General features: G+C 35.8%; 11 protein-coding genes. 9 read left to right on the top strand and 2 right to left on the bottom strand.

Going from position 1 to position 17,003, the window contains the following annotated elements:
* Positions 1-17 precede the first annotated feature (17 nt).
* From KIK00_RS07500 to KIK00_RS07490, 3 genes are read left to right on the top strand one after another with little or no spacing between them, the layout of a single operon-like run.
* Entirely contained in the window at positions 18-860 is an 843-nt protein-coding gene (locus tag KIK00_RS07500) for a hypothetical protein (RefSeq protein WP_255815930.1), read from the top strand.
* 14 nt (positions 861-874) lie between these two features.
* Positions 875-1,894, top strand: a complete 1,020-nt coding sequence (locus KIK00_RS07495; RefSeq protein WP_255815929.1) for a hypothetical protein — start codon at positions 875-877, stop codon at positions 1,892-1,894.
* A complete protein-coding gene (locus tag KIK00_RS07490) occupies positions 1,894-6,477 on the top strand; it encodes a hypothetical protein (RefSeq protein WP_255815927.1) in 4,584 nt (1,527 codons plus the stop codon). The genes KIK00_RS07495 and KIK00_RS07490 overlap by 1 nt, the downstream gene beginning before the upstream one ends.
* Before the next feature lie 182 nt (positions 6,478-6,659).
* Here the strand turns inward: KIK00_RS07490 and KIK00_RS07485 are convergent, their stop codons facing one another.
* Entirely contained in the window at positions 6,660-7,106 is a 447-nt protein-coding gene (locus tag KIK00_RS07485) for a hypothetical protein (protein WP_255815925.1), read from the bottom strand.
* Between the two features lie 565 nt (positions 7,107-7,671).
* On the opposite strand from KIK00_RS07485, the gene KIK00_RS07480 reads away from it, so the two are divergent.
* Genes KIK00_RS07480 through KIK00_RS07470 form a run of 3 tightly spaced genes read left to right on the top strand, consistent with a single transcriptional unit; the run spans position 7,672 to position 12,540 of the window.
* On the top strand, positions 7,672-8,523 hold the full coding sequence (locus tag KIK00_RS07480) for a hypothetical protein (protein WP_255815924.1): 852 nt from the start codon (positions 7,672-7,674) through the stop codon (positions 8,521-8,523).
* A gap of 2 nt (positions 8,524-8,525) precedes the next feature.
* Entirely contained in the window at positions 8,526-9,944 is a 1,419-nt protein-coding gene (locus tag KIK00_RS07475; protein WP_255815923.1) for a hypothetical protein, read from the top strand.
* 1 nt (position 9,945) lies between these two features.
* Positions 9,946-12,540: a pyocin knob domain-containing protein gene (locus KIK00_RS07470; RefSeq protein WP_255815922.1), complete on the top strand. Its 2,595-nt coding sequence runs from the start codon at positions 9,946-9,948 to the stop codon at positions 12,538-12,540.
* A gap of 402 nt (positions 12,541-12,942) precedes the next feature.
* On the opposite strand, the gene KIK00_RS07465 is transcribed toward KIK00_RS07470, so the two are convergent.
* Positions 12,943-13,941, bottom strand: a complete 999-nt coding sequence (locus tag KIK00_RS07465; protein ID WP_255815921.1) for an NADP-dependent oxidoreductase — start codon at positions 13,939-13,941, stop codon at positions 12,943-12,945.
* 229 nt (positions 13,942-14,170) lie between these two features.
* On the opposite strand from KIK00_RS07465, the gene KIK00_RS07460 reads away from it, so the two are divergent.
* The 3 genes from KIK00_RS07460 (at position 14,171) to KIK00_RS07450 (ending at position 17,002) form a co-directional block, all read left to right on the top strand.
* Complete coding sequence (locus KIK00_RS07460) at positions 14,171-14,758, top strand: Crp/Fnr family transcriptional regulator (RefSeq protein WP_213279976.1); 588 nt, start codon at positions 14,171-14,173, stop codon at positions 14,756-14,758.
* Between the two features lie 496 nt (positions 14,759-15,254).
* A complete protein-coding gene (locus KIK00_RS07455; protein WP_255815920.1) occupies positions 15,255-16,013 on the top strand; it encodes an SDR family NAD(P)-dependent oxidoreductase in 759 nt (252 codons plus the stop codon).
* 371 nt (positions 16,014-16,384) lie between these two features.
* Positions 16,385-17,002, top strand: a complete 618-nt coding sequence (locus KIK00_RS07450) for a TetR/AcrR family transcriptional regulator (protein ID WP_255815919.1) — start codon at positions 16,385-16,387, stop codon at positions 17,000-17,002.
* Position 17,003: the final 1 nt, after the last annotated feature.

The raw sequence follows: 17,003 nt of genomic DNA, 5'->3' as shown, positions 1-17,003 counted from the left end.
TAATTATCAATTATCAAATGAGTACACCATTACATACAATTTTCAGTTGGTTTGAAACTGGAGATTTTCCAACAGAAACCCAGTTTAAAGAAACATTTTTATCTTTTTATCATAAAGATGACATAATCCCTATGGAAAGTATTGAAGGGTTAGAAGAAATTTTTCAATTATTTGTCAGTGCGGAAGCATTTCAGGAACATTTAAAAGACCCAAAGGCTCATTCGGAATATCTGGCATTATTGAATGCCGGCAATCTAACCTCGGCTCATGTTGACAGTTGGAAAAGCAAACTTGGAATTAGCAATGTTGCTACGATTGACAGTTCTGATGAATTGGGTAATGTGTACACTAAAATACAAGTAAACGGTTTTGTTGATGCATTGAAAGATGCTGATAAAGGCTTAGCCCTGGAGATAGAAAATATTAGAGACGTATTATTATCTAATGATCTGTCTTTAGATGAACTGCAGGAAATAGTAGACTTCATTAAAAAAAACCGTGAAGATATTGAAGCTTTAAAAGCTCTTCCAATAGGGGAATCAAGGGAAGATAAAGTAAAGCTGTTACTTGACTACAATTGGCTAAGCAGTCCGAAAAACCAACAGGAATTTAATAAGCAAATCTATGATAAGGTTTTGCTGATCTCACAGACAGCTACAAGTGCAGTGGTGCAGATTACCGGAAGTGCAGTATTTCCCAATACCCTTGAAACTGAAAATGTAATCATTCAAGCCCGGGACAGTGTTACAGGTAAAAAAATAAATATTGATGATTATGCAACCAATCAAACCATCGAGATTAAGATGTTAGGCGATCTCGCAAATCCCATTAACATTCTCATTTTAAAAGTTAAACCATAAAAAAATAAAGAACTATGAATAATAACGCAGTAATCAGTAATAACGCACATCAGGATAATTTTTTCGGGGAGTTGAAACGTACCCGTTTTCAACAATTTACTTCATTTCCTAGTACGGATGGTGTTCCTGCAGGTTGGGTAATTGATTATAATGGTCAGTTGCATCAATGGAACGGAGCCGAATGGGTTAATTTGGCTCAAAATTATGTACATCCTGATTATCCGCTGACTAATAATCCATTTCAAACAGATCAAACAAGCGGACTTCTATTGTTAAGTCAGATACTGACCAATAGTTCAGGACATGTTATTAAAATAGCAGGCCGAAATCTTACCAATGCAGATATTGTTTCTATTTTTTTGAATGATGCCATTCAGTCAGGTACATTTACATGGTCATCCAATAAGATTAGAACTTATATTGAAAATTTAATAGGACAAAGCCTTACAGGAGCACTTATTTATCAGCCGGGAGGTTATATTCCTTCTGCTGCTGAAGGCTCAATGACAGCTCCATCACCCGTTACATCAGCTACAATTAAAACAGGTATGGTGTGGGTTATTACGGCAAATGGCTGGGTGGGTAATGAACCCGTTTCTGTTGGTGATCATCTTATTGCTAATACTGATGATGCTTCCAATGCTCCTAAAAATTATCAGATTATAGAAAAAGGTATTCCTGATATTGTAGATGCTACAGATACAGTGAAAGGACTGATTCAAATAGCAACAGATGTTGAAGCTATTGCGGGAGTTGATACTAGTAAAGCAATGACTCCAAAATCTACGAAAACAGTTTTGGATGCAAAAATTAAATCCAAAACAGTGCAAATCGGAGATGGCTCATCCGTTACTTTTTCCATTAATCATGGTTGGAATACCCAGAATGTTGATTATATCTGTTATCGTAATGCTGATAATAGAAAAATAAATGTAAGCTGTGTGACTACATCAGCAAATGATGTACAAATAGATGTTTTAGCACCTCTTACCCCGAATGAATATAGAATTACTTTAACTGCAAGATTAGACTAATGATTGCTCCTGAATATTTTAACAATCACATCGCTGTAGAAGGCGAAATAATTGTGAAAAGTGTTCCAAACGATGCAGGTTCTGTAATGGTTTGGAATTCTGTAACGAAAAAAATCAGCACAAGAACCCATGCGGAAATTGTGTCTGATTTAAATTTAGTGACGACCAATACGTATCAAGAGATACCTGTAAGAAAAGCCTTCTCAGGAGCTACAGGTAATGCTTATAATGCAGTGGCTTTAGAATTAAGAGGTAATGGAGCATCTGATACAATTTACCCCGCAATATCTTTTCATCAGCCGGGCCTTTATGCCGGTACATTACAATATAGGGCCAACGGTTATCACTTTATGAATATCAATGGCAATGCTTTTGATTACGTGAGATCGGCCGGATATTATAAAGACGGGTCAAATGATGAAAGATTCCTTACGGGAGGCGGCGGAGATTATGATTCCCGAAAAAAAGAAGACTCCTGGTATCATTCCGGAAGAGATTTTCCACAAGGTACATTAATTGAAACTGATGTAGATTATTCTGTAGACTATGGAGATCAGTTTCTTTTAGAGATTAAAGGTAATATGTACGGGAGTGATCAACCTTTGGATTGTAAGATCCAGGGTTATATCTATAACGGTACTATTATTTCTCATAGCGGCTATTCTACATTATATTACTGGAATGCGATTACTGCATTAAACTTAAACGGTAAACTTTGTTTTTGGTTTACTCAATTATCTTATTGGCAGGGGTTTGATGTAAAAGTAACTGTTGGGTATGGAGGTTTAGACCAGGGTAAAAACAGGGTTACTTCAGTTGCGGATCATCCGGATCCGGGAGGTACAAAAAGAGTTCAGATAAATCTTAAACATTTACTTACTAAAGAAGAGTTAGTTTCTGATAATACATTTTGGCAGAAGAAAGATACAGGTGGCTATTGGGCATTAGATTCAGACAGACCTATAGCGGGTTTAAACGGTAATAGTTCTCAAGTTATGTTATCTGGTGGTTTACTGGCTTCCTCTGCTTATGCTGACTCCCAGTTTATTCCTGCTTATGGAATACATTCAAGAGGTTTTGTTCAGACAGATGAAGGTTTTCAAAATAGATTCTACAAAGTAGATGAAAGAAATAGAATTTGGTCATTTGCTAATGCTGATGCTTATGGACTTTCTTATTATCAGGGAAATGCTAATAGCTTGAATGAAGGTATAGGTTTCCATTTTGGAGATGCAGATCATCCTACCCATTTTATGGGGCGGTCAGGTCAGATTTATTCTAAACAAGGTATTTATTCTACTTCATTTACTACAGGAAATACCCAGGTTTTAAATTATGGTAATCCATCTACATTATATATAGGAAACCCTACTATTAATGCTATTATAGAATCTAATAACAATGATATAATACACTATAAGAATGGAGTAAATGGTGTAGTTTGGGATTCTCATAATTTAGATCCGTCAACTTTTGTTAAGTCATCAGCTTTAAATAATTATGTTCCCTATAATGGTGCAACACAAGATATTAATCTTGGGGCAAAGGATTTAGAATTTGATGGTGGGGGATCTATAAATAAACACCAAAATAAGGTAAGGATATTTAATAAAGTTTATCAGGGCTATTATGATGTTGGGGGACATACAGGTATTTTAGCTATTAAAATGCCGCAAGCTTCACCAGATCAGGCTATGTTTAGTATTGATATCAATATTTATGGATATGAAAGTCAGTACTTAGGAAAAGTGAATGTAGCTTTTTACAAATATGTATCCGGGACTATGGTCCCTAATGGTTCAAAAGCTATATGGGAAGTAACAGATAATTTTCCTACCACTACCGCAAGGATTGGGATTGGAACTGATGGATATGTCAGTATTTTATTAGGAGAGCCGAATACATTTTGGAATGCGTATTTTTCATTTGAAGTAGCTAAAGTAGAAGTTAAATATGGAAACTATAATCAAGATTGGAATCTGGGATGGTCTCATGCGATAGAGCCTAATTTTGACTTATATCCTGCCAATATCATTACTTTACCTTCTGATGTAGTGGCTACAAGAAGTTGGTTAACTAATTTTGCAGATAGCAGCTATATCCCTAAAGCTGTACAATATAATGATGACTTCAATAGTCTTGGAGGTTATTCCAATTCTGGAATTTATAGAGCAAACAATAACGCAGGAGGAGTTCAGCATTTATATAGTCCTATGTTGCACATGGGTGCTCAGGATACCACAGCACAGTTACAGATAAAATATAATGACACTAATGCAGACGCAGGAGAATTAGTCTATAGAAGTGGGCATAACGGCAATTGGACACTATGGAGAAGAGCTTGGGATAATGTAAACTTCAAACCGAGTGATTACCAGACAAGAAATACGGATGAAATTATATCGGCAGCAAAATCCTATTATAACAGAATACCTTTCAAACTAAAAAATAGTTCATATAAATCCTGGTCAATTCAGAAACCTACCAATAACAATTTAATATTGGCACCTTCTGTTACAAATAATGCAGAAGATTGGGATTTAAGTAATGGTATAGAATTCACTGATGCAGGTCAGGTTTCAGCAAAAGGGTTCAATAAAGTTGGGTATAATGATAATTATATTTTAACTGCAGGTGGTGGCCAAAGATTAGCCTCAGATTTTGTATCATCTTCAGACTTAGGGAACTATCTCAGAAAAGATGGCGGTACAATGACAGGTGCTTTTAATATAGAGACTCCATCGATGTTAGGTAGATGGAAAAGTACCGCACAAACAGGGAATTATCTGACCTGGCAAAAGTATGATGGGTCTAAAGATATAGCTTATATTGGAGCTGATGGAAATTCGGCATCAGGAGGTGGAGCAGGAGACAGTTTTGCCGTTAGAGCTGTAAATAATGGTGATTTATTATTGAGTTCAGATAGTGGTGTTGTTAAAATTCAAGGGGGCATTCCTTGGACTACTAACAATTTTAATCCCGGAGAATACTTAGCGAAAAGAGGTAATCATCAGGATGCAACTGCGGTAAAAACTGATTATCCTTTAAGTGTTACAGACTGGGCTACAGGTACCGGATTCCCATCTACTTATGGTAACTCTTTACATATTGCAGGAAATAATACATGGTATCATAGAATAGATTTTCCTTTATTCAGCAATCATTTAGAGTATTGGCAGGCTGTTAATTCAACAACCATGACGAAAAAAGGTAATATTCCTTTGCTGTCAGATGGAGAAGCGCTTTGGACCAATAATAATTTTAATCCTGACGCTAAAGTTAATTCTGCAGAAAATGCTCAAACATTAGGATTCTCAAGTGGTTTATCAGCAGGTGCCCCTTATATATATCATAGAACAGATGGTTATGTATTTCTGGCTACTCAATCTTGGGTATCATCTAATTTTACGAGCCAGACCCTGTCAATTCAACCTGAGGAGGAAGGTGGTCAATGGATAAATCTCTCTAATTCAGCCGGAGTCTTAGCTACCAATTACTTTGTTACTTCAAGAGATGGTTCAAGAAACCCGGATACAGTTGTTGCACCTAATGGTAATAGTCGTAGAGTTAGATTTGATTTTATTCAGGCCGGGCATGTTGGAGGAACTGGAAATTATGCAGGTGTAATGACGTATGCTCCTTGGGATGGTACTTCTGCATCAACGGGGGATTCTTCATACCAATTAGCTTTTGCCAATCAAACTGAGATCAATGGAGCAGGAATACCTATGCTTAAAATAAGAAAGGGGATTGATGATAAATGGTCTAGTAAGTGGTTTAAATTGTGGAGTGACGCAGATTTCTCACAAGGTAATATTGATAGCTGGAATTATATGTCTAATAACGGCATTATTGTAAACCAACAGTTTACTAATCAAACAGGTAATGGATTAATGGTTGTTGATAATTATAATGGTGGAGAATCTGGTATATATAATGAAAAAGATAAATTCTACTTAGCTGTATTAAAAGATGAGTATTATAAATATTCAAGCAGTTATAAGGGCTGGGAAGGTATTAATTTCAATAGAGGAAACAAAAACATTGGTATAGGTACACCAGCTAATAATTCGCATAAAGTAAATATTGCAGGATCACTAAATGTTTCAGACTCCGTAAACGTTGGGGGGTCAGTACATGTTTCAGATTCAGTAGACGTTGCTGGTTCAGTATATGTTGGGGACTCAGTAAAGGCTATTAAAAACTTTAAATCCGAAAATGAAGAACCTAATACTTTATTTATTCCGGACGGAAGTTTATCCCGCCTTGATGATGAGATTACCAATGAAGACTCCAGAATGAGATTGTCTCATGGCATGATTGAGCAGCAGCCAGGAACTCAATATTATGATTCTGACAATAGAATGTTGGTCATCAGATGTGTTCATGGCGAGCAATTTACATTAGGAAAATGTTTCCGAGGTCAGAGAATACTTGTATTAAATGCCAGTGATAGTTATGCGCAGGGATTTGACATAAAAAGCGCGGGTTATTCATACAAAATACCACCATATAGCTCTATCCAATTATTTGTCTGGGATGAAAAGACCGTTTATAAATATGCAGAAAATAAGATGTATTAAAACTGGAAAATTTAGAAACAAAAGAATATATAACTGATGTAAAATGGCGTCACTCCTCTTAAAGTGGCGTCATTTGACAGCTTGCGACCAGAACGGATTACCCTCAAAAATGGTTATGGATAATCAATCTTGAAGCTTTTAAGAATAAATATCTTCTATAATTATTAGGTAATTAAAAAAAATTAGTGAACAAGCGCCCATATTAAAACGCCAATTCCGGCATAAACAGTAACTGTAATGATATCAGCTATGGGTTGTGAAAAACGTTTTTCTGCAATTTTCTCGCTGTTGATCTGGTTCTTGTGAAATTTCAGAATTTTTTTAGGATTATAAACAGCATGTGCAACCAAACTGTCGCTTTCCCATCTGTCAACTATTATTTTATAACTCTTTCCATCAACATCAATCTTAACATTTTTGTTAGGGGCAAGCGTCTCCTGAATATTAATTGGGATAGGTGATTGAGCGGCTGTGTTCTGTATTTGCGTAGAAGTGTTACCCACAGATTCAGCAGTCTTTTTGGACTCCTGCTTATTGTTGGTCACTGGATCTGGCTGTTTTTTTACCTGATAAGTATAGCAGCTGGTAAGGGAAAATGATATAATGATGAGATAAAGATACTTTTGCATTGGCCAAATTTAAGAATTAAACGGAATATTCACGAGTTTCTTTTAAAAGATCCTGTTTTTATAAAAAATTATGCCTGCAAATGAGGTATTGGTTCTTATAAATTGGTTTACAGATAACAGGTTTTATTTGTTTTTAAACACTCTTATAAATGATTCGGTGCGTTTAAACTGTAAGTTTACTGCAACTACAGAATGCAGAGCCCAAAAAACTTTCACAGAAACTAAAAAAAAGTGAATTTTGAACACTGTGATTACAGAACAATATCATTCTGTTTCAGAAAAATAAAGTCTATTGCAGCTACAGAATAGAGAGGTCAAAAAACTTTTATAAGAGCGTAAGAAAAATGAAATTTGAGCTCTGAAAAATGTGAAAAGTCATTGAATTCACAAAATGCATAGTTTTCTAAATAATGGCATATAAATTCACTAATTGACAGGATGATAAAAGAGTGATGAATCAAAAATCGCTCAAAAAATATAAAATTCCATTCAAGACAATCAGCCTATGAATACTATAGGTTTCCTGAATGATCAATTTTATCAAAACTAATATTCAATAATCAAAATGAGTACACCATTAAATATAATTTTCAGCTGGTTTGAAAAAGGTGATATTCCTACAGAGTATCAATTTAAACAGACCTTTTCTTCATTCCGTCATTTAGATGAAAAAATCAAAATGGACGAGGTGATGGGCTTACAGGAAGCTTTTCAGAAAACACTGTCCACCACAACTTTTACAAATCACCTGGAAGATGAAAACGCACATGTTTCAGTGCTGGCAAAACTGAACGCATCCAATCTTACTGCTGCCAATGTAGATGAATGGAAAGATAAATTAAAAATCAAATTAGCCGCTACCATAGATGGAGGTGAAGAGATTGGAAATGTTTATACAAAAGAGCAGATCGGGGAAATTGTAAATGTAATTCAGGCAAAGGATGATGAAATGCTTGAACATATTGCAAGAATTAATGAAATACTGCTCTCTAATGACGCTAATCTTGATGAACTTCAGGAAATCGTAGACTATATCAAAGAAAACAGACAGCAGATAGAATTGCTTAAAGAAGCTGTTATCAGAAATATTTCAGATGATAAAATTAACCTTGCCGGCATTTATTCAAGCTGGGGTGCAGTCACCTATCAAAATCAGTTTAATGATTTGGTGTATGCTAAAATTAAAAATATCGAAGATACAGCCAGTTCCGAAAAAATTAAACATGAAGAGAGAGTTAGGGGAGACTCCAGGATAAAACATGATCTTGATACTTTAAGCTTTGTGATTGATGCTTATGACACCGTCACAATGTTTACAATACCCATTAAGGTAAGAAGAATAGACACCAATACTATAGAAGTACTGTTTGACTCATTACCACCAAATATAATTCAGTTAACAATTAAAAAAATATAATTATGGACATTAAATACGCTTATTACCGAAGCTCTGTAGGATACAAAATAGAGGGGAAAACAGACAATGATATTGTAACCGCAGGAGGCGGTACAAGGGCAATCAATTCTTTTTGGCATGATGGAAATTTAAATCCGTTAGATTATGTGCCAAAAACACGTACTCTAACAATTAACGGTACAGCCTATGATTTGTCAGCAAACAGATCATTTACAACACCAGATACAATTACGCGTCTGAAAGGTGGTGCATCCGGTACTTTGGTGTCCGGGGATGTTACTCTTGCAGCAGGGGCTAATATGACGGTTAACCAGACCGGAAATACAATCACATTAGCGTCTACAGATACAACATATAGCGCAGGTAATGGTTTGACATTGGCAGGAACTACATTTTCTTTACCTGTTACTACTTCAGGTACAGGGAATGTGGTTACGGGAGTTAGCCAGACAACCAATGGATTAACGGTATATCTGGGTTCTATGCCTACTTCATCAGATTTAGCTAATTACATCCCGTTATCACAAAAAGGTGCTGCGAATGGAGTTGCTGCACTGGATGCATCCGGACAGGTACCTGCATCTCAATTACCATCTTACGTGGATGATGTTTTGGAGGGATATTATAAAACAGCTGACGGGAAGTTTTACAAAGAAGCGGGTTATACTACTCTTATCACCGGTGAGACAGGTAAAATTTATGTATCCCTTGATACCAACAAAACTTACCGATGGACGGGAACAACGTTCGTTTATATCACCTCCGGAGCCGTAGATTCTGTAAATGGATTAACAGGTGTTGTAGTCTTAAACAAATCTCATGTTGGATTAGCTAATGCCGAAAATACGGCAGATGCAGTGAAAAATGTTCTTTCCGCTACAAAGTGGACCACTCCAAGAACTATTACGCTTTCTGGAGTTACTGCAACAGCACAAACTATTGACGGTTCCGGAAATGTAGCAATACCTATTACTGCTGTTCCTGCAACATTATTAACAGGGACTGCAGCAGTCAATACAACCGGATCAGCTGCAAAACTGACAACGCCAAGAACAATTTCTGCTTCAGGTGATGCTACCTGGACAACAACCTTTGACGGTTCTGCAAACGTTACCTCAGGGTTGACATTAGCTGCAACAGGAGTAACTGCCGGGACTTATGATGAGGTGACCGTTGATGCTAAAGGTAGAGTAATTGCCGGAAATAATAATGTAAAGTCATACACGACCTCTATTTCCGGATCTTCAGGTGTGGTACACAACTTAGGAACCAGAAATGTAGATGTTGCCATGTATGATACGGTAACCTTTTACAAAATAGATGGCAGAATAAAATTAACCGATCCAAATAAAATAGATGTTGAATTTGATTCTGCTTTACCTAATGCTGTATCCATAACAGTAACTCGTAAAGATATTTAGAATGGATGTAAAATACGCATATTATAACACCTCTAAAGGCTATAAAGTAACGGGCGGCACAGCTGCCCAGTTTTTAAAGGCGGATGGTTCTCTGGATAATAATTCCTATGTTAATAGATCGGGAGACCTGATGAGCGGTACCCTTACGTTTAATCATGCTACAAACAGTACAATAAAAAAAGATTTATCTACGATAACGACAGGAACCGGATTTGCAAGAGATATTTTACAGTTGGCAGGTTCTAATGGCGTAGTTGATACTGTTGGGTGGTTTGGCAATGTAGATGCAGAAGGTACTGTAAAAGTGACATATGGTTATTTAGGTACAACTGCTTACAATACTACTAAGGCGCTCCTGTGGACACCAGATCAGAGAGTAGGAATCGGATTAGGAGGAGCCTCATTACCACTCGATGGATATAGGCTTCATGTTTCCGGGAATAGTTATACATCTGGAAATATAGGAGTTGCGGGAGTTATTAACAGTACAGCGGGTGAACTTCAGGTTCAAAGACAGGGAGTAAACAGAATCAGAACAGGTTCAGCATTTACATTAATTTCAGGGGATGGAACTTCGGGAATTGTTTATTTGAGACCTCAGGGAGATTCAACAAGTGCAGGCCAGGTAGTTATCAATGCTAATAATACTCAGTTTGTAGATGCTTATAATTTGTTATTTGGCAGCCAAACGGCAGCAGGATCAGCTATTTTCCATACTAATCTGGCGAATACAACACATGGTTATGGGCTGTGGTTAGGCCACAATTTACAATTTAATGGTACTGATTTTGTCCAACCAAGGGGATCATTAAATTCATGGGGACTTACAGTGAATAACCATAAAAATTTTTCATTTAATTATGGGAGTGCTACTGGTACAAATGGGGAAATTCCTGCATTAACTGAGGTTGTAAAAATTAATAATACAGGTAGAATTACAACACTAAATGATGGAACTTCTGCTGACTGGATATCTGCTTATAATACAGGTTTTCTTTACAAGGGTGTTTTAGGTCCTACAGTAGATTTAAATAGCATTACTTCTACAGGATGGTGGGTTCAGACAGGAAATGCAAATGCAACTTCTGCCAATAATTACCCCGCGGCCTTAGCAGGACAATTAAGAGTTTACTATACTTCAACCCATATAGTTCAGGAGTATACTACTTATGCTAATAACAATGATGTTTACAGGAGATACTATTTTAGTGGAACCTGGTATCCCTGGACAAAAGATTGGGATTCAAATGATTTTTCTGCGGCCAATATAAACAACTGGAATACCGCATTCAATTGGGGAAATCATGCCAATGCAGGATATCTTTCGAATGCTGTATTATCTAATTACTACACAAAAAGTGAATCTTTAGATGTATTCATTAGAAAAAATGGAGTTGAGACAATAAGCGATACAAAGACATTTACCCATAGTCCTGTTATTCCCAATGGAACGTTAGGAACACACGCTGTAAACATTAATCAAATTGCATTAAATGCTAGTTCTGAAAATGAAGGAGGACAGCAATTAACTATTAGTGGCAATAATTCTGTCAATCTTACCAACTTTTTTGTAACATCAAGAGACGGATCAAGAAATGCAGACGATATTGCACCCAATTCTACGCCTAAAAGAGTCAGATTTGATTTTGCTAAATCTAACAGTGCCGGCCTGGGAGCGTCTGGAAATTATGCAGGTATCATGACCTATACTCCCTGGGATGGTACAACCGCCTCTACAGGAGATTCGTCTTATCAGTTGGCATTTGCCAATCAGACTGGTATTAATGGTTCCGGTATTCCGATGCTGAAAATTAGAAAAGGAATTGATGGAAATTGGACTACTTCCTGGTATAAATTCTGGACAGAGGCAGATTTTACTGAAACAAATATTCAGCAATGGAATTATATGGCTCAGTACGGGTTACAGCTAAACACGGACTTCACAGTAAATACCGGATCAGGTTTAGTGATTTCAGATAACCATCTGAATAGTGCTGAATCAGGTATTGTAGATATTCATCAGAAAAGATTTTTAGCAACGAAACGAAATGAATATTATTCTTATGGTTCTGAGTATGATGGGTTTGGAGGTTTAAATTTTCATATGGAGTCCAGTCGCTTCGGAATGGGAAGAGAAGCCAATGATAGTGATAAGTTAGCTGTAAAAGGCTCCATAAAAGCCAGTGAAAACTTTAAATCTGAAGATGAAAACCCAGATACAATGTTTATTCCTAATGGTAGAACAGCTACTCTCAAAGATGAAATTGTTAATGATCAATCTGATCCTAAGGATTACGCCATTAGATTAGATCCACATGAATATGAGTTCTCTTCTAGCAATCTTAGCATAGATGATAGAAACAGGCTTATCCATATTATTGGAGAACAGGTTAAAATGGTGGTCAATTTCAAAGAAATCTATCCAAAACAGCAGATTGTTATTTATAACTTTGACAATGGTGGAGGTACGATGGGAGTTGATGTATATGGCAAAAGAATCTATAATATCAGCCCGGGCTGTTTCCTTAGATTATATGTAACAAAATCAAAAAGAGTGATTGCAGAACAAGAACAGAACTGTAAGTTTATTTGGTAAGAAAATAGAATAGATATTTCAGGATAGAAATTGAAAAAATATCGCTACTTGTTTAAAGTGGCGATATTTTTTTGCGAACTTGCTGCTTGGAACTTCTAACCATTTGAATTTAGCATTAAACCACCATTTTGCCAAACTGCTGATTTCAAATGCTTTTATAGATGATTTGGTTCGCTTAAGCCAAATTAAACAAAAATCATAAAGCTCATTTTTGTCAAGTAATTTCTATTAGATTAACAAGATTATCAAAATATAAGGACTGTGGTCCTTTTTGAATATAAAATTTATTCAGATTTTGTAATAAGAGAAAGTAATTAACCTGATCGATATACCAATCGGGAGGTTATTATACAATTACCTATTAAGAGACGGCAAAAAGAAAAATCTTTTTGCCGGTTGGAGTCATTTCATTTTTATTACAACCTTTCCTTTTGCGCGTCCACTTTCAACATATTTCAAAGCGTCATTGGTCTGTTCATAAGAGTAAATCTTGTCAATTACGGGTTTGATAACATCAGCTTCAATTAACTTGGTTATTTTCTCAAGTTGACTTCCACTCGCTTTCATAAAGAGAAAAAAGAAATCTACATTATGTTTTTTCGCTTTTCTTCTGATGCTTAAACTAAGTAATGATAATACAATCTTCAAATACCAAGGCAATCCAATTTCGTTTGCAAACTCCGGCGTTGGCGGACCAGAAATGGAAATGACCTTACCTTCTGGTTTTAATATGTTGATTGATTTTTCTAATGTTTTATTATCCTGACTGTTGAGTACAATATCGTAATTTTTAAGCATTGTTTCAAAATCCTGTGTTTTGTAGTCAATCAGAACATTTGCCCCTAAATTCTTCAATATCTCGAAACTTTTTGCACTTGCGGTAGTTGCGACAGTAGCTCCCAAATATTTTGCCAATTGAATCGCTATGGTTCCCACACCACCTGATCCTGCCTGGATGAACACTTTCTGTCCTTTCTTCAAATTCGCATTTTCAACCAATGCTTGCCAGGCAGTCAATGCCACCAATGGAATAGAGGCTGCCTCTTCCATCGTTAGGTTTCTTGGTTTGAGCGCTACATCATTTTCGTTAATGGAAATATATTCAGCAAAAGTTCCGATGTGAAAATCTGATACTCTCGAATAAATCTCATCACCAACTTTAAATCTCGTCACATTTTTTCCAACCTGTGTAATTATTCCTGCAACATCATGCCCCAAAATCAATGGAAACTTGTATGGTAACAACAATTTGAACTCTCCCTTTTTGATTTTAGAATCCAAAAGATTTAAACTCGCTGAATGAACTTCTACCAAAACGTCATTGTCACCAACTCTTGGGGTCGGAACATCTGCAAGCTGAAGACCATCTTTGGTGTATTTGTTTATGATGTATGCTTTCATTTTTAATTTTTTAAAAATTGATGACTCTTTTTTGGATTAATGATATTAAATGCTATTTTCGGAAAGAATCTATTGACAAAATTAAAGATTTTTGAATCACCCACGCGAATTATGTGATGATCTTTTGACAAACCATTTATCAGTTCTCTGATCTATTTAGCTCCAATTTAAAATATTTATTTTTTTCTTATTAGATAGTTTAAGTAAATTGCAATAAATTACTTAAACGATGTCTGATTTTCCAGTGTTTTTCGATTACATAGAAAAAATATCGGGCAAATTGCTTTCAGAAGACGACAAGCGTTTGTTGATGGCATATTTCAAACCTAAAAAACTTCGAAAAAGACAATATTTTTTACAGGAAGGAGATGTATGCAAATACATTGGGTTTATTGTGAAAGGATCTGCCAGAACCTTTGCGGTAGATGATAAGGGAAATGAACACGTACTGAAGCTATCTGTGGAAAATTGGTGGCTGGCCGATTTTGAAAGTTTTTTTCTGTTGACCCCAAGCCGTTTTAATATTGAAGCACTGGAGCCACTTGAGATACTACAGTCAACCAATGCTGAAATTGAACAGTTTCTAAAGCATATTCCCGCCTTTTCAGCGATGACGAATGTAATCAATCAAAATTACGCTATTGCAGCTCAAAAAAGAATGCTGGCCTCAAATAGCTATACAGCTGAAGAACGTTATGAAGAACTGATCAGAAGTTATCCTCATTTCCTACAACGGTTTCCACAGAACATGATTGCTTCATATCTGGGTTTATCGCCAGAAACTTTGAGCAGGATAAAGAAAAACTTTTTAAAATAAATTCTTTTTATGTTAAGCGTATAATTCATGATGAATGTCGACTAATTAAATTGGAGATTATACATAAGCTTTTTCCCTGAATGAGAACTTTTCATAATAATCAGCTAGGAAATCACGTAAAATATAATTCTAAATTCATCATTTGATATCAATCATATTACATAGGTTTTCATATTAAGACTAAGTGGTTTTTCAGGCTGTTTCTCAGCAAATCCCCTACCGAAAAAATTGTTTTGCTCGAATAAAAAATTTGGTCTAAAAGGGCCTTTGTGCCGTTTCGATCTTGATGTTTTTTGTTTCTAGAGTGTTTTTAGTACTATTTTAATTTGCAGTATTATAATTGGTTATAAAATTAATTTGATTTAGATTATCATTCTGACTTGACCCATATCAAGCTTACTTAATGATGTATGTCAACCAACATTTCATCACAGGGTCGCATCTTTGTAGAGGCTTCAGAACAAAAATCTGAAGGATATTAACAAACAAAAAAGTAATGAGTAAATTAAAAAACAAAGTAGCAGTAATAACTGGTGCAGCAAAAGGAATAGGTGCTTCAATCGCAAAACATTTTGCCCATGAAGGAGCAAAGGTCGTTGTAAATTATGCTTCAAGCAAAGAAGCAGCGGATAGTGTAGTAAAGGAGATAACAGATCATGGAGGCATAGCCATTGCAGTACAGGCCAATATATCCAATGAAGCTGATGTGAATAGGTTGTTCGAAGAAACCAAAAAAAATTTCGGAACCTTAGATATTTTGGTAAACAACGCGGTTTTTCAACAATTTTTACCTATCGAACAAGTATCGGCAGAAGCTTTCCATCAGCATTTCAATGTCAATGTTTTGGGTTCTGTATTGACTATCCAAGCATCTTTAAAGCTGTTTGGAGATAAAGGTGGCAATATCATTAATATCAGTTCGGGTGCAAGCAAATCGCCAATGGCGGGAGTATCGTTATATTCTTCAACAAAAGCAGCATTAGATGCAATAACGATTTCTTTGTCGAAAGAACTGGGTCCAAAAAATGTTCGTATTAATTCTATTTTGCCAGGCGCTACAGAAACAGAAGGTGCCGTAAGTGCTGGTGTTACCAAAGGCAGTGATTATGAAAAAATGTTTGTTGCCAATACACCACTTGGCCGCAGAGGCCAGCCGGAAGATATTGCGAAAGCTGCGGTATTTCTTGCTTCTGATGATGCAGCATGGATTACAGGAGAGCAAATTAGCGTTTCTGGTGGTATGTTTGGTTTTTAAAAACATTGAAAGAACTGAAGATATGGGTATGTTATTGCATAGCAAATAGTGTTATCGAAATAAATAAAAATGGCGCCACTTGTCTTAATAAGTAGCGCCATTTGGCTTTTAGTGAGCGTATCTTCAAACACTTTTATTCATGATTTGGTTCGTTTGATCCAAATAAAACAAGAATTACAAAGCTTTTTTTATCCAGTAATTTCTATTTAACTCAATTCAAGTAAATAGGTATTTACAAGGAATATAGAGCTTTATTTTGACACACTTTTTAGATATTTGAATTTAATAAAACGAACAAAAATACCGATAAGTATAATTAAAATGAACAACGTTCAAAAAATAATTATATCTTTGCATAGTAAAATTATTTTATGAGCATAAGTGAAAGAAAACAAAAAGAAAAGGAAGCTTTAAGATTACTCATTCTTAATGGTGCAAAAAGACTTTTTGTGGAAAAAGGAATAGAGTATACCACCATAAGAAATATTGCTGATGAAATAAATTACAGTGTAGGTACTGTTTATGTTTATTTTAAAGATAAGAATGCTATTTTTCATGATCTGCATTCCATAGGATTTCAGGAATTGGGTGGATACTTCAGAGATTTAGTCAGTGAAGAAGATCCGTTATTGAGGCTTCGAAAAATGGGATTTGTCTACATGAAGTTTGCAATGGAAAATTCTGAGATGTATGATCTTATGTTCAACCTGAGAGCACCAATGGATTATCTTGAAACACAGAAAAATCAGCTGTGGTCTGAAGGAAATGAAACTTTTGGGTATGTTAAAAAGACGGTGGAAGATTGTATGCAAGAAGGTCATTTTAAGGAGCATAACTCAGAAGCATTATCTTTTTTGATCTGGAGTCTTGTGCACGGTATGTGCTGTCTGGAAATCCGCCAAAGAACAAAAGGTGTAAAATTCAGCAGTCCGGACACCATTATGGCGGAAGGGTATAACGAATTTTTGAAAATGCTGGAAAAGCTATAAA

The organism is Chryseobacterium sp. MA9 (assembly GCF_024399315.1).
GTDB lineage: Bacteria > Bacteroidota > Bacteroidia > Flavobacteriales > Weeksellaceae > Chryseobacterium.
This window is presented reverse-complemented; position numbering and strand designations above follow the sequence as displayed.